18 protein-coding genes and 1 riboswitch are annotated in these 23,723 nt (G+C 72.1%); of the genes, 9 read left to right on the top strand and 9 right to left on the bottom strand.

What is annotated here, in order from left to right:
* Positions 1–41 precede the first annotated feature (41 nt).
* The 3 genes from MT994_RS00845 (at position 42) to MT994_RS00835 (ending at position 7,883) form a co-directional block, all read left to right on the top strand.
* Positions 42–1,190: a multicopper oxidase domain-containing protein gene (locus tag MT994_RS00845; protein ID WP_082774719.1), complete on the top strand. Its 1,149-nt coding sequence runs from the start codon at positions 42–44 to the stop codon at positions 1,188–1,190.
* 105 nt (positions 1,191–1,295) lie between these two features.
* Positions 1,296–5,297: a ThuA domain-containing protein gene (locus tag MT994_RS00840; protein ID WP_354804682.1), complete on the top strand. Its 4,002-nt coding sequence runs from the start codon at positions 1,296–1,298 to the stop codon at positions 5,295–5,297.
* Positions 5,298–5,405: 108 nt separating this feature from the next.
* Complete coding sequence (locus MT994_RS00835) at positions 5,406–7,883, top strand: Ig-like domain repeat protein (RefSeq protein WP_354804680.1); 2,478 nt, start codon at positions 5,406–5,408, stop codon at positions 7,881–7,883.
* Positions 7,884–8,172: 289 nt separating this feature from the next.
* On the opposite strand, the gene MT994_RS00830 is transcribed toward MT994_RS00835, so the two are convergent.
* From MT994_RS00830 to MT994_RS00820, 3 genes are all read right to left on the bottom strand, one after another.
* Complete coding sequence (locus MT994_RS00830; RefSeq protein ID WP_354804679.1) at positions 8,173–8,808, bottom strand: glycosyltransferase; 636 nt, start codon at positions 8,806–8,808, stop codon at positions 8,173–8,175.
* 101 nt (positions 8,809–8,909) lie between these two features.
* Positions 8,910–9,854: a hypothetical protein gene (locus MT994_RS00825; protein ID WP_354804678.1), complete on the bottom strand. Its 945-nt coding sequence runs from the start codon at positions 9,852–9,854 to the stop codon at positions 8,910–8,912.
* A gap of 147 nt (positions 9,855–10,001) precedes the next feature.
* Positions 10,002–11,264, bottom strand: a complete 1,263-nt coding sequence (locus MT994_RS00820) for a ubiquinone biosynthesis protein UbiD (RefSeq protein WP_354804677.1) — start codon at positions 11,262–11,264, stop codon at positions 10,002–10,004.
* Between the two features lie 126 nt (positions 11,265–11,390).
* Here MT994_RS00820 and MT994_RS00815 point away from each other — a divergent pair, with 126 nt between their 5' ends.
* The 3 genes from MT994_RS00815 to MT994_RS00805 all read left to right on the top strand — a co-directional run bounded on the left by MT994_RS00815 (position 11,391) and on the right by MT994_RS00805 (position 14,306).
* Positions 11,391–11,555, top strand: coding sequence for a hypothetical protein (locus MT994_RS00815; RefSeq protein WP_354804676.1), 165 nt, complete (start codon positions 11,391–11,393; stop codon positions 11,553–11,555).
* Between the two features lie 228 nt (positions 11,556–11,783).
* A riboswitch (SAM riboswitch) is annotated at positions 11,784–11,901 on the top strand.
* Between the two features lie 72 nt (positions 11,902–11,973).
* On the top strand, positions 11,974–12,573 hold the full coding sequence (locus MT994_RS00810; RefSeq protein WP_354804675.1) for a hypothetical protein: 600 nt from the start codon (positions 11,974–11,976) through the stop codon (positions 12,571–12,573).
* A gap of 65 nt (positions 12,574–12,638) precedes the next feature.
* Complete coding sequence (locus MT994_RS00805; protein ID WP_354804674.1) at positions 12,639–14,306, top strand: NERD domain-containing protein; 1,668 nt, start codon at positions 12,639–12,641, stop codon at positions 14,304–14,306.
* Positions 14,307–14,358: 52 nt separating this feature from the next.
* Here the strand turns inward: MT994_RS00805 and MT994_RS00800 are convergent, their stop codons facing one another.
* Positions 14,359–16,038 (bottom strand): SIR2 family protein, encoded by a 1,680-nt coding sequence (locus MT994_RS00800; RefSeq protein WP_354804673.1) that lies wholly within the window; start codon positions 16,036–16,038, stop codon positions 14,359–14,361.
* The gene (locus MT994_RS00795) at positions 16,035–16,694 is read right to left on the bottom strand and encodes a DUF6308 family protein (RefSeq protein WP_354804672.1); all 660 of its coding nucleotides are present in this window, start codon (positions 16,692–16,694) and stop codon (positions 16,035–16,037) included. The genes MT994_RS00800 and MT994_RS00795 overlap by 4 nt, the downstream gene beginning before the upstream one ends.
* A gap of 114 nt (positions 16,695–16,808) precedes the next feature.
* Between MT994_RS00795 and MT994_RS00790 the strand changes: the two genes are divergently transcribed.
* From MT994_RS00790 to MT994_RS00780, 3 genes are all read left to right on the top strand, one after another.
* On the top strand, positions 16,809–17,195 hold the full coding sequence (locus tag MT994_RS00790) for a hypothetical protein (protein ID WP_354804671.1): 387 nt from the start codon (positions 16,809–16,811) through the stop codon (positions 17,193–17,195).
* 46 nt (positions 17,196–17,241) lie between these two features.
* A complete protein-coding gene (locus MT994_RS00785; protein WP_354804670.1) occupies positions 17,242–18,324 on the top strand; it encodes a hypothetical protein in 1,083 nt (360 codons plus the stop codon).
* A gap of 86 nt (positions 18,325–18,410) precedes the next feature.
* Entirely contained in the window at positions 18,411–19,208 is a 798-nt protein-coding gene (locus MT994_RS00780; RefSeq protein WP_354804669.1) for a hypothetical protein, read from the top strand.
* Positions 19,209–19,274: 66 nt separating this feature from the next.
* On the opposite strand, the gene MT994_RS00775 is transcribed toward MT994_RS00780, so the two are convergent.
* The 4 genes from MT994_RS00775 to MT994_RS00760 form a co-directional block, all read right to left on the bottom strand.
* Positions 19,275–19,670, bottom strand: coding sequence for a hypothetical protein (locus MT994_RS00775; RefSeq protein ID WP_354804668.1), 396 nt, complete (start codon positions 19,668–19,670; stop codon positions 19,275–19,277).
* On the bottom strand, positions 19,667–20,836 hold the full coding sequence (locus MT994_RS00770) for an ATP/GTP-binding protein (RefSeq protein ID WP_354804666.1): 1,170 nt from the start codon (positions 20,834–20,836) through the stop codon (positions 19,667–19,669). Before MT994_RS00770 ends, MT994_RS00775 begins: the two co-directional genes overlap by 4 nt.
* 287 nt (positions 20,837–21,123) lie before the next feature.
* A complete protein-coding gene (locus MT994_RS00765; protein ID WP_354804664.1) occupies positions 21,124–21,420 on the bottom strand; it encodes a hypothetical protein in 297 nt (98 codons plus the stop codon).
* Positions 21,421–21,781: 361 nt separating this feature from the next.
* On the bottom strand, positions 21,782–22,669 hold the full coding sequence (locus tag MT994_RS00760) for an HNH endonuclease (protein WP_354804663.1): 888 nt from the start codon (positions 22,667–22,669) through the stop codon (positions 21,782–21,784).
* Between the last annotated feature and the right edge of the window lie 1,054 nt (positions 22,670–23,723).

The raw sequence follows: 23,723 nt of genomic DNA, 5'->3' as shown, positions 1-23,723 counted from the left end.
GGACCGCCCGGACGACCCCGTACGCCCGGAAGGAGTCCCCCATGCCCGACCCGACGACCGAGACGGCGCCGAGGCCGCTCTCGAGGCGGGCCCTGCTCGCCGGGGCCGGCGTCGTCGCTGCCAGCCCCGCCGCCGCGCTCCTGCTCGGAGCCGGCGGCAGCGTCGCCGCGGCGCCCCCCGCCGCCGCCGCGACGACCGTCACCGCAGCCACCGGCGTCCGCAAGATCACCATGTACGCCGAGCGCATCTCCGACACCCTCGTCGGCTACGGGCTCGAGCGCGGCAAGGCGACCGTCCCCGGGCCCATCCTCGAGATGTGGGAGGGCGAGACCCTCGAGATCACGCTCGTCAACACGACGGACAAGCGTCTGTCGATCCACCCGCACGGCGTGAACTACGACGTCAACAGCGACGGCAGCACGTTCAACAACTCGTTCAACGAGCCGGGCGAGACGCGGACGTACACGTGGTCGACGGTCAAGATGGCGCGCGACCGCGGCATCTGGATGCCCGGCAGCGCGGGGTACTGGCACTACCACGACCACGCGTGGGGCGAGCACGGGACGCAGGGCCTCGCCGCGGGCCTCTACGGCGCGCTCGTCGTGCGCCGGGTCGGCGACGTGCTGCCGCAGAAGCAGTTCACGATGGTCTTCAACGACATGACCATCAACAACAAGGTCGCGCCGGACACGCCGATGTTCGAGGCGAAGCTCGGCGAGCGCGTCGAGTTCATCTGCATCGGCCACGGCAACCAGCTCCACACCTTCCACCTCCACGCGCACCGCTGGGCGAACAACCGCACCGGCCTGCTCGCGGACCAGTACGACCCGAGCCAGGTCGTCGACAACCGGGACCTCAACCCGGGCGACGCGTTCGGGTTCCAGGTCGTCGCCGGGCTCGGCGTCGGGCCGGGTGCGTGGATGTACCACTGCCACGTCCAGTTCCACTCCGACGGCGGCATGGCGGGCATCTTCCTCGTGCGCAACGCCGACGGCTCGATGCCGCCGGGCGCCCAGGAGTCGATCGACCGCTTCCAGGGCCACGGCAGCCACACCATGTCGGCCCCGTCCGGGGCCGCGCCGTCCGGCGCCGCCGCGACGACGAGCGCCCCGGCCACCGCCCCCGGCGGTCCGGCCGGCGGTGGCTCCGGGCCGGCCGTCGTCGACCTCACGGGCCACGCCGGCCACTGACCGTCCGCCGGTGAGGTGGGGCGGGCCGTCGGCCCGTCCCGCACCCGGCAGGACCCGCTCCCGGCCCGTCCGGGGGCGTCGCACCGATGACGAAGGAGTTGGAGAGTGCTTTCCAGACGATCGACACCCCCCACGAGGGGGCGCTCCCGACCGGGGGCACTACGGGCCCTGACCGTCGGCCTGACGGGCGTCGCGCTCGTCGCGAGCGCCGCCGTCCTCCCGGCGGCGGCCCAGACCGGCGCCACCGCACCGACCACCGCGGTCAGCGCGGGCGGGTCCCTCGCGGCGGGGTCCGTCGCCGCCGCGCCGGCCGCCGCAGCCGCGCCCGTGCGCGTGCTCGTGTTCCACGGCGCGCCCGACGAGCAGACCGACCCCGTCGTCGACGCGACGGCGGCGCTCACCGAGATCGGGGCCGCCAACGGCTTCGAGGTCGAGGCGACGTCCGACCCGGAGATGATCAGCGCGGCGACGCTCGGCGAGTACCGCGGCGTCGTCATGCTCTCCGCGGAGGGCATCGAGCTGAGCGGCGAGCAGGAGGCCGCCCTCCAGGCGTACATCAACGGCGGCGGCGGCTTCCTCGGCGTGCGCGACGCCGCGCGCTCGCAGGAGGCCTCGAAGTGGTTCGAGGGCCTCGTCGGCGCCCGGATCAAGGGCGCCACGATGACGGCGGAGAAGGTCGCCGAGGCGACCGGCACCGGCCGCAGCCCGGCCGCCGAGACGCCGGCCAAGGCCGTCGACGGCGACCCCAACACCAAGTGGCTGACGTTCGCCCGCACGGGCCAGCTCACGCTGCGCATGGAGCAGCCCGTCGCGGTGGTGAAGTACGGCATCACGTCGGCGAACGACTCCGCGGGCCGCGACCCGAAGAACTGGAAGCTCCAGGGCTCGACCGACGGGCAGACGTGGGTCGACCTCGACACGCGCGCCGACGAGGACTTCCCGCAGCGCTTCCAGCCGCGCACGTTCGACGTCGCGAACGAGACCGCGTACGGCTGGTACCGGCTGGACGTCACCGCGAACTCCGGCGACGCCGAGATCCAGCTCGCGGAGCTCTCGATCTTCGGCCCCGACTCCGTCGAGCAGCCCGACCCGGAGATCCCGCTCGAGGAGCGCACGGTCGACCTGGTCGACCGCCAGCACCCCGCGACGGCGGACCTCCCGCTCACGTGGGACCGCGAGGACCGGTGGCTCGACTGGGCCGACGACCCGACCGGTGACGTCCACACGGTCGCGACGCTCGAGCCCGGCGCCGACGCCGGCCCGACGACCAACCCGTTCCAGCCCGTCTCGTGGTGCCGCGACTACGACGGCGGCCGGTCGTTCTTCACCGGCATGGGCGGCACGCCCGAGAGCTGGGCTGACGCGACGTTCCGCGAGCACCTGCTCGGTGCGCTCCAGTGGACGACGGGCGTGGTGCGCGGCGACTGCCAGGCGACCATCGCGTCGAACTACAAGGCCGAGCGCCTGTCCCAGGTGAACACGGCCGGCACGCTCGACCAGAACGGCGAGCAGCACGGTCTGACGATCGCGCCCGACGGCACGGTCTTCTACATCGGCCGCGGCGCCTGCCCGACCGGCCCGATCGTCCCGTGGAGCGACCCGAACGTGGGCCTCGGCTGCGGCACGATCCACCAGTGGGACCCGGAGACGGGTGAGGCGAAGCTGCTCACGACGCTCGACGTCATGGGCAACCGCGGCAGCGGCGACGAGCTGGTGAAGAACGAGGAGGGGCTGCTCGGCATCGTGCCCGACCCCGACTTCGCGACCAACCACTGGCTCTACGTGTACTGGATGCCGCACGAGAACATCGACCGCGAGCGTCGCGTCGGCTACCGGACCGTCTCGCGGTTCACCTACGACCCCGAGACGCCGACGATCGACCAGAGCACGCGCGTCGACCTGCTCGAGTGGGAGACGCAGATCCACAGCTGCTGCCACGCGGGCGGCGGCATGGCGTTCGACAGCGAGGGCAACCTCTACATCGGCTCGGGCGACAACAACTCGTCCGGCGGGTCGAACGGGTACTCCGGCAACAACTGGACGCAGGAGTTCGCGGGCATCAGCTTCCAGGACGCGCGCCGCACGTCGGGCAACACGAACGACCTCAACGGCAAGATCCTGCGGATCCACCCCGAGGACGACGGCACGTACACGATCCCCGACGACAACCTGTTCCCGGTGGGCGAGTACCCCGCGGACAAGACGCGCCCGGAGATCTACGTCATGGGCGTGCGCAACATCTCGCGCCTCCAGATCGACCCCGACACCGACTGGCTGACGGCGGCCTGGGTGGGCCCGGACGCCGGCAGCCCGAGCCCCGAGCTCGGCCCGGCGAAGTACGAGACCGCGACGATCATCACGTCCGCGGGCAACCAGGGCTGGCCCTACTGCATGGGCAACAAGCAGCCGTACCGCGACCGGAGCAACGAGGACGCGAGCGTCCTCACCGGCTGGTACGACTGCGACAACCCGAAGAACACGTCGCCCCGCAACACGGGCCTCGTGGACCTCCCGCCGGTACGGAACAACATGATCTGGTACTCGCCCTCGGGCGGCGGGCCGGTCTTCCCGGACCGCGGCAACGGCATCCCGACGTACGAGGACGACGAGGCGACCTACACCATCCCGTGGCTGCGGGGCGGCGGCCAGGCCGTCATGTCCGGTCCGACGTACCGCCAGTCGCAGGTCGACCCCGAGTCCGACGTCGCGTGGCCGTCGTACTGGGAGGGCAAGTGGTTCATCGGCGACCAGTCGAACTCGAACAACCGCGTCGCGGTGACGGTCGACCCGGAGAACCTGGACGCCCCCGTGTTCATGGAGGACCTCCGCCAGATCATCCCGGGCGGCCGCGGTGACGGGCTGCTCCAGAGCTGGATGGACGCGAAGTTCGGTCCGGACGGCGCGCTGTACCTGGTCGACTACGCGGGCGGCTTCTTCAGCCTCGACCCGAACCAGAAGCTCATGCGGATCACGTACCAGGGCGGGGCCCCGACCCCGGCCCCGGCCGCGTCCGCGACGAGCATCCAGGGCGACCCGCTCACGGTGCAGTTCACGGGTGCGCGGTCCGGCGGCGTCTCCTACCTGTGGGAGTTCGGCGACGGCAAGACCTCGCGCCAGGCCAACCCGAAGCACAAGTACCCCCGCATCGGGACCTACGAGGCCAAGCTCACCGTCACGTACGCGGACGGCTCGACGGCCACCGTCACGACCGACGGCTCGCCGTCGTGCACCCTGCCCGACGAGCGCGAGACCGTGTTCTTCGGCGACGTCGACTCCACGGTCGAGAACCTCGACCTCGGCGCCTGCACGATGAACGACCTGTTCCAGGACGAGAAGGAGTGGCGCACCCACGCCCGGTTCCTGGCGCACGTCGAGTCGGTCGCGAAGAGCCTGTACGACGACAGCCGGATCGACGAGCGCGAGCGTGCTCGCCTCGTCGACGCCGCGGCGCGGTCGCAGATCGGCGTGGACCCGGGCGGGTACCGCACGATCTTCGACGGCACGCAGGAGTCGCTGTACGACTGGTTCCAGGCACCGAGCGGCAAGTTCACGCTCGAGCCGGGCGGTTCGCTGAAGTCGAGCGGCGGCCTCGGGATGCTCTGGTACGCGGGCGAGGAGCTCGGGGACTTCTCCGTGAAGCTCCTGTACCGCGACGTCTCCGAGGGTGACCACTACGCCAACACGGGCGTGTTCACCCGGTTCCCGAACCCGAACGACCCGGGCGACGTGCCGTGCGCGGCCAACCAGTCGCCCGCGTGGGTCGCGATCTCGTGCGGTCACGAGATCCAGATCTACGACGGTCCGACGGGCGAGCCGCAGAAGACCGGCTCGGTCTACAACTTCGACCCGCTCGGCCTGAACACCGGCGGCGAGAAGCCGAAGGGCGAGTGGAACGAGTACGAGATCCGGGTGGTCGGCCAGCAGTACACGATCATCCGCAACGGCGTCGTCATCAACGAGTGGGAGAACACCCCGGGACAGCAGTCGTCCCGTGCCGGTGACCCGCCGACCGACCTGCGCCAGTTCGACAGCGGGTTCATCGGGCTCCAGAACCACGGGAACGCGGACCTCATCGAGTTCCGCGACATCCGGGTCGCGGACCTGTAGCACCGCCGGGCGGGGGCGGCCGGCCAGGCCGTCCCCGCCCGTACCCGGCAGAGCCCCCAGAACCACCCCCAGAACCTTCCCGAGACACCCCCCGAGGAGTGCACCCTCATGGAACGACGTACCAGTCCCGGCGGCGTCCGCCGCCGCGGCGCGCGGCGGTTCCTCGCCGCCACGGTCGCCGGGCTCACCGCGACGACGGTCCTCACCGTCGCGCCGGCGTCCGCGTCCCCCGCAGGGACGGCAGCGCCGTCGTCCGTCTTCTCCGTCGCCGACGCCACCGTCGCCGCGGAGCAGGTCCTCACGTGGACCGCGGACAACAGCGTGACCGACTACAAGGCCTTCCCCGCCACGGCCGAGGCGGGCCCCGCCACGATCGTGTTCGAGAACAGCATGGCGACCGGCAGCACGTTCGGTATGAGCCACACGCTCACGTTCGACACGTCGTCGCCCGGCTACAACCACGACGTGAACCTCAACATCCTCGCGAGCCCGTTCGACGCGAACGGCGGGCGGCACGAGGCCCAGGTCACCTTCACCCCGGGCAAGTACCGCTACTTCTGCGCCATCCCCGGGCACGGCGAGATGTGGGGCGAGCTCGTCGTGACCGACGGCGGCACCGGCGGCGAGGACACCACGGCCCCGTCCGTGACCGCGCTCGTCACGGGCGAGCAGGACGGCGACGGCGCCTACGTGGGCGGCGCGACCGTGACGCTCGACGCGACCGACGACGACTCCGGCGTGGCCGGGGTCGAGTACGACCTCGACGGCGCGGGCTGGCAGGCCTACACGGAGCCGTTCGTCGTCGACGCCGTCGGCACGCACACGCTCCAGTTCCGCGCGACCGACGCCGCGGGCAACACGTCCGAGGCGCAGACCGCGACCTTCACCGTCGTCGAGGGCGACGTCGAGGAGGACACGACCGCCCCGGTCGTCGAGCCCATGGTCATGGGGCAGCAGGACGAGTCGGGCGCCTACGTCGGCACCGCCGCGTTCATGCTCCACGCCACGGACGAGGGCTCGGGCGTCGCGTCCGTCGAGTACCAGGTCGACGGCGGCGCGTGGCTCCCGTACACGACCACGGTGCCGTTCACCGAGGTCGGCGAGCACACCGTGTCGTTCCGGGCGACCGACGTCGCGGGCAACGTGTCCGAGGTCGGCTCCGTGACGTTCACCGTCGTCGCCGGCGGCGGCGAGGACGACACGACCGCCCCGACCGTCACCGCCGAGGTCACCGGCACGCAGGACGGCAACGGCGCGTTCGTCGGGTCCGCCACGGCGACGCTCACCGCGACGGACGACGCGTCCGGCGTGGAGAGCGTCGAGTACGACCTCGACGGCGCCGGCTGGCAGCCGTACACCGAGCCGGTCGTCGTCGACGAGCCCGGCGAGCACACGCTCGTCTACCGGGCCACCGACGTCGCGGGCAACGTCTCCGAGGAGACCGTCACCGAGTTCGTCGTCGTCGCGGAGGCCGAGGAGGACACCACGGCCCCCGTCGTGGCGACCGAGCTCAGCGGCCAGCAGGACGAGGACGGCGCCTACGTCGGCTCCGCGTCCGTGCTGCTCACCGCCACGGACGACGGCTCGGGCGTCGCGACCGTCGAGTACGACCTCGACGGTGCGGGCTGGACCGAGTACACCGGGGCCGTCGTCGTCGACGAGCCCGGCCGCCACACGCTCGCCTACCGCGCGACCGACGTCGCGGGGAACGTCAGCGAGCCGGCGACCGTCACGTTCGACGTCGTCGCGGGCCAGGGCGGCGACACCGTCGCCCCGACCGTCGACCACCGCGTCATGGGGGGCGACAAGAACGAGGCCGGCGAGTACCTCGACAACGTGTTCGTGCGCCTCCTCGCGAAGGACGCCGACTCCGGCGTCGCGTCGGTCGAGTACCAGCTCGACGGCGGCGAGTGGACCCCGTACGCCAAGCAGATCTCCGTGCGGACCCCCGGGTCGCACACGGTGACCTACCGCGCGACGGACGTCGCGGGCAACGTGTCCGCCCCGAAGACGGTCACGTTCGTCATCGCGGGCGGCGAGGAGCCCGGCGGCGACACCGACGGCCCCGTCGTCACGGCGGGCGTCAGCGGCAGCCGCACGCGCGACGGCGACTTCGTCGCGAGCGCGCGCGTCACGCTCACGGCGGTCGACGAGGAGTCGGGCGTGGACCGCATCGAGTTCCAGGCCAACGACGGCGCGTGGCAGCGCTACGCGGCCCCGGTCGCGTTCGCGGCCGACGGCCAGCACGTGGTCCGGTACCGCGCGGTCGACGGCGTCGGGAACGTCACGAGCGGCGAGGTGACCTTCACGGTCCTCAAGCTCGTGCGGGACCGCTGCGTCGGCTCGGACATCCGCCCGACCGTGATCATCGACGGCCACGACAGCACGGTGCAGAACTACGACGACGGCACCGGCTGCACGGTCAACGACCACGTCGCCGAGAACGACGAGTACGCGACGCACCGTGAGTTCGTCGACCACGTGAGCCTCGTGACCGAGGACCTCGTCCTCGACGGCGTCCTCGACGACGCCGAGCGGGACCTCGTCATCACGGCGGCCCAGCTGTCCGACATCGGTCGCCGCTGACAGCACCCGTCCCACCAGCACGTCCGACCGGCGAAGGCCCGGACCCGCTCCCTCCAGGAGCGGGCCCGGGCCGTCGTCGTCCCGGCCCACCCCGGGTCCGAGAGACACCCCCGGTGCGCCGAGCACGACGTTGCTGTCGCCTGGGGCGGTATCCCGACGAGAGAGTCGTTCTCGACCGCGCGCAGGGTCGTGCTCGGCCTGCCCCGCCGGGAGGGGCGCCCGGGAGGGGCGTGCCTCGCCGTCGGGCTGTGGGCAGGGCGGCCGGGTTGCCCGACGCCGCGCGGACCGGTCAGGCCGGCGGCTCGCCGTACACCGGGCGGACGAAGGCCAGGACGATCCCGAGCCCGCCGCGCTGGGCGAGGCGCGCGCGGTCCTCCGGGTGGTCGAGCAGGTGCCGCAGGACGCGCGCGACCGCCTCGGGGTCCGTCACGACGACGGGGTCGGGGTCCGGTCCGTGCGCGGGCCGGCCCTGCAGCAGGTCCTCGCCCTCCGCGTGGCGTGACCGCGCGCCGTCGTGCAGCTCGACGCGGAGCGACGGGCGCCCCTCGCCCGGGACGACGTGGACGCGCGCGACGTCGTCCCACCGCACGACGACCCGGGCCACCTCAGCGCGACCCACCGGCAGCTCGACCTCGTGCGGCCGCAGCACGACCGCGTGCTTCGACGGCCCGCGCACGTACGCCAGCAGCCCGCCGCCGAAGGCGAGGGCGACGATGCCGATCAGGGCGGCCGCGAACCCCTCGTCGTTCCGCAGGAGCCACACCGCGAACGCCACCGCGCCGCCGCACAGCGCCAGCAGGATCAGCAGCACCGCGAGGTAGTCGGCGACCGGCGTCAGGCGCTCGCGACCGCGCACGCCGCCGCGCACGGCGGTCCACACCATCGTCGGCCGGTACGGCTGCCGGGGTCGGTGGCTGCTGCTCACGGAGGACAGTCTGCCGGGTCGGCGCCGAGCACGACGTTGCTGTCGTTCTCACGGCGATACCGCCAGCAACCTCGTGCTCGGTGGCTCGGGGGATCGTCGGTTCAGGAGCCGCCGAGGAGCATCCGCTTGGCGGCGGTGAACTCGTCGTCGGTGAGGGAGCCCGCGGCGTGCAGGCTCGCGAGCTCGGCGAGCGCCGCGGTGACGCCGTGCTGCACGGTCACCTCGGGGGTGCCCGCGCCGCGGGTCATCCGGGTCGTCGTGTACGTGGTGGTCGTCGAGGACGACGAGCGCGTGGGCGAGCCCCACGCGGGGACGTCCGCGTCGCTCGTCGGGTCGTCGGCGACCGGTGCGTCGGCAACGGTCGCGCTCGCGGCCCGGGCGGCGTCGTGCAGCGCGCGCGTGCGGTCGCGGCGGGCCTGCACCACGACCCGCTCCCCGGGCAGGCGCCAGACGACCACGGGGTCGCCGGGCTGCGGGACCTCCGAGGGGAGCAGGTTCGTGACCGGGGCGAGGCGCGTGACCGTCGTCGTCAGCGCCCCGTGCCGCACGCGCACGGCGCAGTGCGCGACGCCGCCCGACTCCGTGCGGTCCGTGACCGACGCCGTCACGACCCCGGCCTCGCGCGTCGCCGCCAGACGGTCGCGGTGGTACTGCGCGTAGAGCGGGGCGTCGTCGCGCGACCGGCGCAGCGACCGCGCGTAGCCCGCCCACATCGGGCCGAGGAAGACCCACGGGAAGATCGTCCACACGACGTTCCAGAACCACGGGAAGAAGCCGTCGTGGTCCCACGCGTTGACCGTCACGAGCCAGACGAACCCGCCCGACAGCAGCGCGAGCAGCACCCCGTTGCGGATCTTCGTCCCGACGCCCGACGGCGGCTCCATGAGCCCCTCGGGCGTGCGCGGCAGGTCGTCGACGGACTCGTCGTTGCCCACCAGCCGCAGGATGGCCTTCGGGTCCGCGGTCTTGCGCGCGAGCGCGGCAGACGGCGGCAGGGGCGATTCGTCATGAGGGGCGGACGGCGCCCCAATCGTGTGGTCAGACATCACCCCGATCCTACGATCGCCTTGCCCCGCCGGGCCCACCTGCCGCCCCGTCCTAGCCACGCCGTGGGTCGAACACGGGGATGGCGACCTCTTGCGGCTGTTTCTGGTCGGCAACCCCGTGGTCGACGGTCGGTGAGGGCGTGGTGGTCAGCGGTTGGTGGTCACCGTCGTGTCGGCGGCGCGGGCCGCGGCCAGCAGCGGCTGGAGGCCGAACGCCTGGACCGGGCCTAGCGCTCCCGTCCCGTTCGTCTCGCCGGCCGCTGCTCGGGTCGCGCCCCACGCGAGGTAGTGGGCCGTGAGGTCGTACGCGTCGGGACCGTCGAGTCGGGCCCGGCGCAGCACCTTGCCCTCGGCATCGCGTGCGACCGCGAGCACGTGCGTGCGCGACGCCGCGCGGGCTGCCTCGTCCGGCCCGCCGCTCGACCCGCTGCGCGAGCGGGCGAGCCGCCGCAGGCCGTCGCCGAGCCCGGGGACGCGCAGCGCGGCCGTCGCGACCGCCGTCGCCACCGGCGCGAGCCGCACCGCGGGACCGGACACGCCCAGCGCCACCTCGACGTCGCGCAGCCCCCGCTCGAGCCCGGGGAGCGTGAACGGCTCGGTGCCGCCCGCGGTGACGCCCCGCACGCGCCGGCCGGGGCCGACGTCGAACGTGACGACGCGCGCCGCGATGCGCTCGCTCCGGAGACCGCCGTCGCGCCACGCGTACGACGGCTCGAGCGCCGTCTCCAGCGCGCTCACGCGCGTGCCGCCGCTCACGCCGCCGCCGGTGGGGAAGTAGCCGATCTCCAGGCGCACCGCGTCGGCGCCCTCCTCCTGGAGCGCGAGCGCCCCCGAGAGGTTGCCGGGCACCCAGTCGTGGCCGAACGCCGTGAGCAGCGCCGCACCCGTGCGCCGGGCGCGCGGCCCGAGCTCGTCGAACACGCGCCGGATGAACGCTGGCTCGCCCGTCGAGTCGAGGTACACCGCGCCCGCCTCGATCGCGGCCTCGACCGCCGGGCCGCCGTGCCGCCCGAACGGGCCGACCGTCGAGATCAGCACGTCGCCCGGTTCGACCAGCGCACGCACGGTCCGCGCGTCGTCGACGTCCGCGACCGCGGTCTCGAGCGGCGTGCGCGCAGCGGTGCCCGACGGCGGGCTCCCGGCCTCGCGCGAGCCCGCGGGCTCGGCGCGGTGACGGGCCGCGGACGGTGCCGTCGCGGACGGTGCCGCCGCGGTCCGTGCGGTCGCGGTCGGTGTCTCCGCGGCGAGGTCGGCGGCGAGCGCCTCCAACCGGTCCTGGGACCGACCCGCGAGCACGGGCCTCGCGCCGCGGGCCACGAGCTCGTGCGCGACGAGCGTGCCCGTGTAGCCCGTCGCGCCGAGGAGCACGATGCGGCCCGTCGCCGGGGGAGGGGTCGGGGCGTCGGTCATGGGGTCACCTTTCGCCGGAACCAGGGATCCCGCGAGACTACGGAGCGGTGCCGGGGCTCGCGCGTCGGCGGGGTCCGGCCGCTCCCTGCCCGCGCTCGCCCGCGGCCCGCGTGGTGTCCTGGCGGTATGGACCGACAGCCTGACGACCCGCGGCGCGAGGACAGGCCGCCCGACGACGGTGGACGGCCCGACGGGCCCCGGCCTGGGCTCGTCGGGGTGCTGTGGTGCGTCGTCGTCATCGTGGCGGTGCTGGTGGTCGGCGTCGCGATCGGGTTGTTGGACGGCCGCTAAGGGCGCGCCACCGGGCGACTCCGCCGGCCCCTTGGCCGAGCAGTTCCTGCCCATCAGAGACCTCACCCCGTTCCCGCCGAGACGACCCTGTGCCGGACGCGCCTTGCGCGGCTGGGGAGCGGGTGCTGCGAGGCGACCTGGGTTCGGCACCGCTCCGAGGGCGCGGAGCCCGGCGGACACGAGGAGCGTTCTTGCTGTCCGTCGGCGGATGAGGTAGACATCTGCCCAGGTCACGAGTGTCCAGCGATACGCCCTCCGCGTGCTGGTCCGGCAACCGCGCCCCTCGCGCACGGTGCCCCAGGAGGAAGACCGGCCCCCGGCCGACCGGCCGAGGGAAGTGCGAGGTCGACGTCCGCCTCGGCCGCACCGCGACGGTGCGCGCCGACCGGTCGTCGGCCCTGAACGAAGGGCTGTACCGATGTCCGTCCTCACCCACTGGGTCCGCACCGACGAGGCGTGCCGCGTCCTCCTCACCGCCGACGGAGGGCTGATCTGCCCCGTCCACACCGGCGTCCCCCGCCCGACGCCGTCCCGCGCGTGCGCCGTCGGCGCCGGACTGACCCTGTGCCAGGTGTGCCTGCGGGGTAGTTCGTACTCCCACGGGACCTTGCGGGTGCAGCGTTCCGTGTGCGCGGACTGCCTCGCCGTCGACTCGCGTCTCACCTCGGCACTGGGCGTGCCGTCGCTCGCGCCGCGCCACCAGGACGACCCGATGAAGCCACGGATGCGCGCCTACGTGACGCTGGTCTTTCCCGAGCGGTGGCGCCTGGCGCGCGCCACGGGTCTCCCCGTCCTCCGGCTCGACCCGAGCGCGCCGTACTGGGGCCGGCGGACGGTCCAGGACGGCATCATCGAGGACGCGATGCGTTCGCGGCCCGAGCGCCTCTTCACCTGGCACGACCACTGGGCAGCCCACGGCAGCTTCGACGACGCCGCCCGCCGCGCGGCCTACCTCGCGTGGGTGCGTGCCGTGCATCCCGCAAGCGTGGTCGCCTCCGCGAAGGCGGGTGAAATCTGATGAGGGTGGCGCACCGTCCCGCCGGCACCCGTGACGGCATCGGGCCGGTGCGGTACGAACAGGTCATGCCGCACGCGTATCCCCCCGACCCGACGTTTCCCGACGACGGCGGCGCAGAGCGCGCCGTGTGGGAGGCGCTCGTCGCGCAGCTGCCGGACGACGCGGTCGTCGTCCACGGCCTGCACCTCCAGGAGGACGAGCACGAGTACGAGATCGACGTGCTCGTCGCGTGGCCGGGAGTCGGGATCGCGGCGATCGAGGTCAAGGGCGGTTACGTCGACCGGCACGAGGGCGCGTGGTACCAGGGCAGCGGCGACCGTAGGCACCGCATCGACCCGGTCCGTCAGGTGCAGGGGGCCCGGCACGCGCTCCAGGCGCTGCTGCGTCGTCGCGGCCTCTGGGCCGGCGGGGCGCGCACCGCGCACCTCGTCGCTCTGCCGCACCGGTACGTGCCGGCCGACTGGTCGTCGCTCGACCTGCCGCGAGACATGCTCGTCGACCGCACGGACCTGGAGCGGCCGCTCGGCGTGGCCGACCGCGTCAAGCACGCGATCGAGCGCCACGGCCAGGGGCACGCGCCGCTCGCCCTCGACGACGTCCCCGACCTCGTCGAGTCGCTCACCGGGGGCTTTCCCAGCCAGGCGGAGCACCTGGCGCTCGCGGCGCAGCACGAGACGCGGCTCGAGCAGATGACCCGCGACCAGTCCCGCACGCTCGACGCGCTCTCGGAGGTGCACCGGATGCGCGTCGTCGGCGGCGCGGGGTGTGGCAAGACGTGGCTCGCTCTCGAACAGGCGCGACGGCGAGCGCGAGCCGGCGAGCGGATCGCCCTCCTGTGCTACTCGCGCGGGCTCGGCCGCTACTTCGAGCGGATCGTCGAGCAGTGGCCGGCGCGCGACCGTCCGGCCTACGTCGGTCTCTTCCACGACCTGCCGCTGGCCTGGGGCGCGGATCCCGGCGCGGACGACGACCCGGACTACTGGGAGCGGCGGCTGCCGCTCGCGCTCGGCGCGCTCGCCGACGCACGCGGCGCGGCCGACCTCTTCGACGCGGTCGTGGTCGACGAGGCGCAGGACTTCGGCGACCTCTGGTGGCCGTCGCTGCTGCGCTGCCTGCGCGACCAGGACTCCGGCGGTCTGTACGTCTTCATGGACGACGCGCAGCGCGTCTTCCCTCGCGAGGGACGCGTCCCGCTGGAGCTCGTGCCGGTGACCCTGCACGAGAACCTGCGCTCGACGAAGCAGGTCGCCCAGGTGTTCGGGGCGCTCTCGCCGGAGCGCATCACGCCGCGCGGCATGGAGGGGCCGCCCGTCCGGGTCGTCGACGTTCCTGCGACCGACGCCGTCGGCGCTGCGGACGACGCGGTGGAGGCCCTGCTCGACGAGGGGTGGGGGAGCGGGCAGCTCGCGCTGCTCGCGACCGGGCGTCGGCACCCGCAGCAGGTGAACGAGGTCGAGGCGGGCGGCCACGCCGCCTACTGGGACGCGTTCTTCGCCGAGGACGACGTGTTCTACGGGCACGTCCTCGGGTTCAAGGGGCTCGAGCGTCCGGTCGTCGTGCTGGCCGTCAACGGCGTCCGCGACGTCGTCCGGGCGCGCGAGATGCTCTACACCGGGCTCTCCCGGGCGCGGTCGCTCCTGGTCGTCGTGGGTGACCGCTCGTGGATCGAGGACATCGGGGGAGAAGCGGTCCGCCGTCGCCTCGCCCGGGCGCAGGAGTGGTCGCCGGCCTGAGCCTCGCCGTGGACGTCCGCGGTGGACGACGGCGTCGTGCGCCGGGTGAGATTCAGCCGTCGGTCGATCCGGCACCGAACTGGTCGAGGGCGTCGGCGAGCTGGGTCCAGGCGTCGTCGGCGCCGATCTGGCGGGCAGTCCTCGCCAGGTTCCTCAGGTCGGTGACGAGCGATGCCGCCTCCTCGCCGCGCTCGTCGACGTACCGCGCGTCGAGGAGGTGGGGTGCCTCGCGCTCCGCGTGCATCGCGACGACGTCGAGGAGGACGGTCAGGGCCCGTGCGGCTCGACGCCGCTCGGTCGCCTCGCGGTCGCGCCGTGCGTCGTCCGACTCGGACGGGTCAGGCGTCACGATCGCGGCGCGCTCCTCGGCCTCCAGGGTCGGGACGACGACGTCGAACCGGCCCTTCCACAGGCGGCTGAACGCTGCGTCGTCGGCGAGATGGAGGACCGTGCCGATCTCCGGAGCGGCCGGGTCGTGCTTCTCGACGCTCGCCCGGAGGCCGGCCACCTCGTAGGCGAACCGCAGCAGGTTGTCGTCGGTCATGGACGCCCCGACGACGAGAAGGTGCTTCGTCATCATCAACGACTGGACGAGGGATCCGACGGGCTTCCACCGGTTGTCGTAGTGCACGAACGAGCTGCGGGACAGCACGATCGAGTCGGGGTGCTCCACGTCGCCGTGCATCTTGAGGAGCCACGGCCGTCCCGTGCTCGTTCGGTCCCACGGGAGCCGGTCGATGTCGGCCCGCAGCCCGTCGGTCGGGCCGCCCGCGGCCGTGACGGCCTGCTCGTAGAGCTGGTCGTAGTTGGTCGTCGCGGCCTCACGCACGCGCATGCTCGCGAGGAGGGCATGGGAGAGGCTGGGACGGGCGGACGCGGCCTTGATGATGCTCGCGACGCGAGCGCCGAGCGCCTTCTGCGTGTCCGACCTGGCCCGTGCGGACCGGTCCGCGAGCGCGACCTGGATGAGTTCCGCCTGCTCGAGCGGGCCGAGATCCTTCATGCGTTCGCGCACGTCGCCGTCCAGGTCGAGCTTCACGACGAGCTCGGTCAGCAGGTGGCTCCACGACGGGAGGCCCGCGGCGATGCTCACGCCGGCACCGAAGAACAGGGCGAGCTCACCGCGGGCGGCGTGCGCGCCGAGAGCCTGGGCCCGGGCCGTGACGTGGTCAGCGAGCCCCGTGGGCCGGGCGAGCACGCGACGGCGGTGCTGGAGCGCGGAGTAGTCCGCTCGGTTCGACGCGACCAGGGCGACGTCGACGCCCAGGTCACGTGCGGCGTCGTGCAGGGTGGTGAGGAGCGCGGAGATGACCTGGCCGCGGCGGAGCCGGTGACCGCCGTAGCCGGTCCCGACGACCGGCAGCGCGACGAGCGGCAGCTCGCGGCCCGCAGCCTCGGCAGCGGCGCGGAGACGGTCGCCGGAGTGCTCGACGATCGCCTCGACGGCACGGCGTGCGGCGTCGCCCACGCCGGCAGGCGTGGTGGCGACGGCGTCGAGGAACCAGACCTCGGGCCGGTTCTTGGTGCTGCGGCGAGACGTCCGCGCGGGGAGGGCTGCACCCCGTCCCCATCCCGCCGGCTCGACCTGGCTCCACGTGGTCGCGGGATCGAGTCCGGCCGCGTCGCGCCACCAGCGCTCGACGCGGAACCCCGCGTCGGTCGGGATGACGACGGCGTCGGCGCTCAGGGCTTCGAGGCGGCCGTTGACGACGAAGAGGTGACCCGCGGTCATCGGGCGACCTCCGCGTCGGCGGTGGGCACGAGGTAGCGGTGGTGCATCCACACGACGACGTCGAAGACGCGCAGCGCCGAGATGTCGTCGCCGATGCCGGCCTCGTCCCGCAGGGAGAGGAGGTGCCGGTGGAGGGCGCGGTCGTCCGCGCGGAGCTCCGCGCGGAGGGCCTCCCAGAAGGAGGCGGTCGGCTGGACCGCCGCCCGGACGACGGTGTCGTAGACCGGGACGAGCCGCGGTCGCTTGCGTGCCAGGAGCTTGCCGGCGGTGACCCAGCCGATCCCCTGGATGCCGCGCAGCGCCTCCCACAGTCGGCCCGGAGCCCAGTCGTCGGGGATCGACTCCAGGTCGACGAGCTCGACATCGTGCGGGATCTCGGCGAGCAGCTGCGCGAACTCGTCCGCGCGGGTCTCGAGGAGATCGATGGCTCCGTGCGGCGGGACGTTCACCGAAAGGAGCGAGACGGCGACGAGATCGTCCGCCGTGAACCGGTCGGCCGTTTCCGGGCGGTCGCCTCCGCCGGCCAACCGCTCGAAGCGCGAACCTGCCCAGCCCGTCGTCGCGCCCACGGGGCCGAAGTAGCGGCGAAGATGCTTGACGGCCTCGCCACGGAGAGGAGGCGTCAGGACCGGAGGGACGATCAGCGTCGATGTCACGGCGTCAGCGTAGGTCGGCCGGGGACGTGGACACCGCCGTGCTCGGATCCCGCGCGGGTGAAACCAGCAAGCAGATCTTGCATGTGTGCAGTTAGTGCACGTACGGTCAATTGCATGATCACGGACTCGTCGCGACATCACCGACCTCGACTCGACGCCGCCCGCGCGGCGCTCGACGAGGCGGCCGCGGCTGAGCCGGGGGCCGCCGTCGAACCTCTCGCCCGTGCCCGGGCGCTGCTCGACGTCGCGCTCGACGAGGCGATGGCCGAGGCCCTGCTCGCCGGGTCGTCGATGCGGTCGGTCGCGGAGGCGGCAGGCGTGGCCCCCAACACCGTCCCGCCCCGCCTCGCGCGCACGTCGGCGCTCGCGGGCTACTCCAGCCCTGACGGCCGCGTCACTGCCGAGGGCGTCACGCGCGCCCGCTACGACCGCGAGCGCGGGACACCGCCGCCCGAGCGGACGACCACCGTCGAACCGCTGAGGTTCCGCCGTCGCACCTGAGCACCTGCCGCGCCGTCCGTCCAGCAGCACGACGAAGGGAACCGCCATGCCTGACCAGACCCTCACCCACCTCGCCATGCTGCTCGACCGCTCCGGGTCCATGCAGACCATCAAGCAGGCCACCGAGCAGGGCTTCGACCTGTTTCTCACCGAGCAGCGTGACACCCCCGGCAGGTGCACGGTCACGCTCGCGCAGTTCGACAACGAGTACGAGGAGGTCTACACCGACCTCGACGTGCGCGAGGTCCCGCCGCTCGACCTCCGCCCGCGTGGCATGACGGCGCTGCTCGACTCCATCGGGCGCCTCGTCCAGACGACCGCGCTGCGCATCGCGCAGCTCCCCGAGGACCAGCGGCCCGGCGCGGTGATCGTCGGGATCATGACCGACGGCCTCGAGAACGCGTCGAAGGAGTACACGCACGCCGCGATCAAGGCGCTCGTCACCGAGCGCGAGGAGCAGTTCGGCTGGACATTCCTCTACATGGGCGCCAACCAGGACGCGATCGAGGTCGGCGCGTCGCTCGGCGTGAAGCGCGAGCGGTCGCTCACGTACGACACGGCGAACGTCGACCAGGCGTACGCCGCGACGTCGCGCAGCATGGCCGGCATGCGCACGGCCATGGCCGCGGGTGCGCCGCCCGCTGCGGCGCGTGACCAGCACGCGGTGTACACGGAGGCGGACCGCGCAGCGGCCGGTGGTCCCGTACCAGCTCGTGGGAGCTCCACGGTCGGTCGTCGCAGCGCCGGGCCCGCAGCGGTGCCCGTTCCCCGCGGGACGAAGGACGACCCGTTCGACGAGCAGCACCTGCTGGCGCACGTACGGTCGGTGCTCGCGTCGGGCGCGCCGACGCTCGCCGACGTGGGCACGTTCGGGGGACGAGCGGTCGTCTGGGCGACCGTGCGCGGCGTGCCGGTCTACCTCAACGCGGACTCGTCGCGCGCGGCGCTGCAGCAGTTCGTGGACGCGGCGGCCCGTGGCCCGCTGCCGTGGAGCGTCATCGCCAACCGGAAGGGTCAGCTCAACAAGGTCACCTTCCGTGTCGGCGAGCGGGTGCCAGGCTTCTACTGCTACACGACCGCGGTGCAGGCCGCGGCAGGTCCCCTGGGTGGGGTGACCGCCGCAGACTGAGTGCCCGACGGTGTGGGCCGGTTCGCGACGACGTCCCTCGCAGCTGGCGGGTACCGGCGGGCCATCGAAGTTCCGTCTCTCGTGACATGGAGGTCCCAGACATGGTCGTCCCCTTTCAGCACCGCGCCGTCTTGGTCAAGGTGACACAGTTCGGCAGCACCGAGGTCTCAGCGCGGATCCTGTACGACGCCGCACACGCGTGGTGGCGTGTCGCAGCCCGCCGGCGGGAGGGGCCCGAGGCGGTCGAGGTCGCCCTCGCAGTGCGCGACAACGCGGTTGTCGGCGCGTGGTGGATCGACGAGTGGACCCCCGACGAAGGGGGCGCGCGATGGTCGTTCGAGGGCCGTGAAGACCCCGAGCTCGATCGGTTGTACGACGGTCTCGACGTCACCCCGTGGTTCCCGCGCGGAGCACAGAACCCGCTGCGCTACGTCGGCCCGGACGGCGCCGCCGAGCAGGACGACCCGCTCGACGACGTCGACGGCGCGGCCGTGCAAGGCCACCCCGGTGCGGCGCGGGCGACGTTCGGGTCGTTCGACGAGGCGCTCGAAGAGTTTGGTATGCCGGTGGAGAACCGGGTGCGACTCCGTGAGATCGCGGCCGGTCTGAGCTTCACCGAGGTGTGGATCCCACCGGCCCGGTCGTACGTCGCGGTCGGTACGCCGGGCACGCCCGCCGCGGCCTACTTCGGCGCCGGGTACGTCTCGATCTACCGTGGCCCGAACGACTACGAGGTCGTCGAGCTGCCGAACTTTCGCGGCGGTCCTCGCCGGGGAGGGCAAGCCGACGCCTTTCGTCGGCTCGAAGAGCGTGTGTTCGGTACGTGCCCCACGTGCCACACGCAGCTGCCCGCGAACGACCGGTGCGACACCTGCGACGACTGAGCTGATTGCACCGATCGGCTGTCGGGATCTCCTGGGGAGGGATGCGAATCGCCAGACTCTGGACCGTCAGATCGTGTCGTCGGAACCGCCGCCTGCCACGTGGTCGAGGGCGAGGCGAACCTCGGCGCGCGACGGTGGCTGCGCCCGGTCCCACACGCCGTCGTACGCTTCCGCCAGCCGGGGCCAGACGAGGCGCAGCCCGTCGTCGACGGACCGCACGTCGTCCGCCGACGGCGGCAAAACCACGATGTCGTGCGGGATCACCCGACCCGCCCGGTCGTGTCGGCCCGCCGGGTCGGGGAAGCGCAGAGCAACGAGCCTCCCGACACGGCGGTATGCCGTCGGCTCGCCCTCGATCCCCGCGAACGCGAGGTCGTACGTCGACAACGGGTCTTCGAAGCCGCCGTCGAGGAGGAACCGGAAGCCCCAGGACCGACCGCGCGTCGCCCAGACCAGGTTCACCGAGGGCTCTTCCTAAAGATCCCCTCGTCCTCGCCGCGGTCGAGGTCGAGCTGGAACTGCGTCAGAGTCGCGGTCAGGTAGTCCCGGTTCGCGCGGGCTTGCTCGTTGACTTCTCTGATCTTCGACTCGCTGAGCTGAATCGCTCCTGCGAGCAACGGGAGCGCGACCTTCGCGAGCAGGGCGCCGACCCGAGGCACCTTCCCGAGAAGCGTGCCGACGATCCCCGTGCCGATGAGGACGGTAGCGAGCGCATCGGCATTGTCTGCGAGGCGGTCGAGCCACTTGCGGGGAATCTCGAGCTTTTCGGCCCATCGGACCAGGCGCTCGAGGGGGAGCAGCGCAGCCACCGGCAGGATGAGGTCGAGACCGATGCGATCTGCGACCTCGATCCGTCCGGGTTCGAACCTTGCCGACGACAGCAGCAGGTAGTCCTCTCCCATCGAGAGTGCCTCAGGGAGCTGCACAAACTCCCGCAAGACGTCGTGCAGAGCAGCGACGTCGCTGCCTGCTTTCTCGACGAGCAGGTCGCGAAACCCGTGGACGTCGAGATCGGGGTGCAGGTCGGACTTGGACAGCGCGAGCATCCAGATGCGCGGGAACTCGACCAGTGGTTCGCCGTCGTCGAGGAGCTCGTGCTTGAGCCGGAGCAGGCCATCCCGAAGGCTGCTGAACAGCGCCTTGAGGTACCGCTCCTCCTCGCCGGCGTGGTCGAGGAGCTGCTGTCCGTCGACCAGGACGAGGGCGACGTCGGAACGCAGCAGCGTCCGGAACGTGTCGACGCGCCGCGTCAACTCTTCGTCGGTGCCGGGCTCCTCCTCGAACCACTCCCCGGGATAGTCGTGCCAGACAAGACGCAGCTCGTCGAACGGTCGCGACTTGGCGGCCTTGGCGTCACCCGAGTCCTTGAACGTCAGAGTGAAGGAGTAGCGGATCGCGGAGAAGCGGTTCGTGGCAGGCACCCTGGCACGGTTCTTCATGCCCAGGTAGTTCTGGTAGAGCCGGTTGCCCTGCCCGGCATCGTCGGCGAGGACGCGGAACAGGCTCTCCTTGTCGAGCGCCAGCTCCTGGGCCGCCCCGTAGAACGACGAGAGGAGGACGGTCTTGCCGCTGCCGCTGGCGCCGAACACGGCGATGTTCTGCTCGCGGACCCGGGGTTTTGTTGCCACGGCGGTGACGCTAGCAGTGGTGCGGCGGCGTACCCGAGCCTCGCTGTCAGACTTCACCCGCGGTCAGTTGGACTTCTGCGTCGGAGGTGTGGGCCGAGGTAGCCGACGTAGACATGGCCGTGGGTGTCGACGGCGTCGTGGTAGTGCATCCGAGGCGAGATCATGCCGGACTGGGCGATCTTCAAGTGGGCATCCATGAACACGACCGCGGACTTCCCCGTGCCGAGCCCGCCCTGGACGACGAGCAGGGGCTCGGCGTCGGCGCTGATGAGTGCCGCCTGCGCCCCCTAAAGCGTCTCGACGAACTGGCGCATCTCCGGCTTGCGCTCCTGCTTGAGCGCATCGACCAGCAACGAGTCCTTGCCCATCACGTAGGCGACGGGATCCTGTCCGGGGTCGAGGTCCTCCAGCTCTGCGATGCGCCGGGCGAACTCGGCGAAGACCGTGTCGCTCGTCTCCGTGATCGTGTTGACCGGATGGACGTGATAGCGCCGCTGACGGAGGGCGTCGCCCGGGTCGTGTGCGGTCGCCGAGGCGAGCCCCTGGACGAAGCGAGCCTTCCACCGAGTAGACGAGGACGTCACCGGCGTCGTCCCGCACCCCTGCGCGCCCGACGTAGAACGTTTCGTCCCCCGTGTCGTTCGGGAGGTACGCGGCGGCGTCCGAAGGATCTCCCAGCGTGTCATCGGCCTCGGCGTTCGCCTTGAGCCTGCTTGCGGCCTTAATGTCCCCTGCGGCAGACGGTGCGGCGCTGCGCGCGGCCCGCTTCGCTTCCCGGACGTCGGGCCTGGGTGAAGCAGGCCTGCTCGTCAGCGAGCGACGCGGCGACCGGCGGAGTGTTCACACGTCTCCTTCGATGCGGTTGCGCGAGCTCCAACCCGTACCGCCGAGGCGGTGGTGAAACGACCTCGCGGGATAGCGAAGCGGGTGTCCTTCGTGAGCGCGCTACAGGCGTCCAAAGCGCTCGAAGCGCCACGCAAGAAGCTCTCGATCGGGTCTGTCGGCACGACGGCGCGGGAGCGTGAGGTGGCGCCCGTGCATCTCTTGGAGCCCGTGCTTAAGCATGGGTCCGTCGATCTCTTGGAGGAGGTCGAGCGCGATCCGCACCTCGCCGTCAGGCGTCACGCCCAGCATGTTCTGGTCATAGGCGGCGTGATGGATCTTGCAGAGGGCGAGTCCGTTGTTCACGGTCGGCGGTCCATGTTTCTCGCTGTCCGGGACGATGTGCGCCGCGTCGAGCAGCGCGCCGTGCTTGAGCTCGCAGATCGCGCACCGGGTCTCGTAGGCGACGAGGACGCGGGTACGGAACGCCGGCTGGTGCAGACGCTGCTTGGCGAGCCGGAGCGCGTACTCGCGCTGCGGCGTCGTGAGGTGGGCCGGGTCGGGGATGAACCGGAAGGCCTCGTCCAGGGCGATGAGGAACTGGCTGTTCTCCGGCTCGTCGTCCACGACGTACACCGGGGCGACCGGGGTGTAGATGTTCGGGACTTCCTTGCGGAACAGGATGAGCGGCATCCCGCTCGTCATCGCCTCGCGCAGCTTGCGGTTGTCGCCGCTCCACGGGTCACCGGCGCGGTACGCGTAGTGGAGGAGACCGTCGTCGGACTCGGTGTCGTCGTACGGTCCGCTCGCCGAGCTGACGATCGACAGCGTCGAGGAGAAGCTCTGCGGGTTGCGGATCCCGCGTGAGTAGTCGATGACCGGGAGCTTGCGGCCGTCGATGTGGAAGTCGAGCAGCTCGTCCCGGTGGAGGAACCCGCCGTTCGCCTCGGCCCGGTCGTGCACCCACTGGATGATCCGTGTGCGGAGAGCGGCTTCGACGGCGGATTCCATGCCGGCAGCTCACCATTCTGGCAATCGGTGTTCAAGGGCGCCGCGGGTGAAGTTCGGGTTCATGGCCGTGAGCCGTGGACCACGGATCTTCGATCCGAAAGGGTGGCTCCATGGGGAAGCCAAGGCCGAGCGGGGAGACGACCACGCCAGGTGGGACGGTGGCGACAAGATGACCATCGAACAGTTGCGTACGGAGGGCGACTCGGGCCCGACCGTCCCGGGCTGGCACCCAGATCCGGGTGGAGCTCCGGCGTGGCGGTGGTGGGACGGCTCGCGATGGTCGTCGTTCGTCGACCGTGACCCTCGCGTGGGACCAGGACGAACCACCCCGTCTGGCGGAACCTACCGATGGTTGGCCCCTCCCGGCTGGCCCGAGCCTCATCGTGCGTGGTACCCCGAAGCGGCGTGGCGGCCGGGGGTTGCTTGGCCTCCCCCCGACCGCAGTTGGCAATGGTGGGACTTTGACGGCGAAGAGCCGATCGGGTCGGATACAGCGCACTCCCGCCTCGGCGAGATCTACGCCATCGAGGAGGATTCGTCGGCCTGGGGCGCTATCGACTACTCGACGGTTCCGCTCGTCTGGTGCTCACCTCCATCATGGCCCGCACCCCCGCGCGGGTGGAGCCCACCATTGGGCTGGCGCTCACCACGGTCCTGGGGCAGAGCACCGAAGGACTGGCAGTTCTGGCAGCCTGACCCGATGGTCGTGGACGAGCGCCAGCGCGTAGCAGTGGCGGGGATTTATGCCCGCAGCCTGCTGATCGCGTCAACCCCACTCGGGATTCTCTCGGAGCTTGACCGGGTTGAGGACATCAGCGCCATGATCGGGTGGGTCACCCCACTCGCGGAGTCTCCTCTGCCTGTTGTCGCGCAACTAGGGTGGGCTCCCCCCAGCGACGATCCATCGCGTCTCGCTCTTCGGAGCGCGAGCCAAGACGGTGCTGTGGCAGCGTCTAGCCTCAGGACGTACCTACTGCAGTGCGGGTACGGCCTGGTCGACCGTGCAGATCATGCAGGTGTCCTGCGGGCGAGGCTGTACTCGGCGCTTGTCGCG

Source organism: Cellulosimicrobium sp. MI9406, assembly GCF_040595865.1.
Classification (GTDB): Bacteria; Actinomycetota; Actinomycetes; order Actinomycetales; family Cellulomonadaceae; genus Cellulosimicrobium; species Cellulosimicrobium funkei.
Note: the sequence above shows the minus strand (reverse complement) of the source record. Positions and strands in the feature narration are given on the sequence as shown.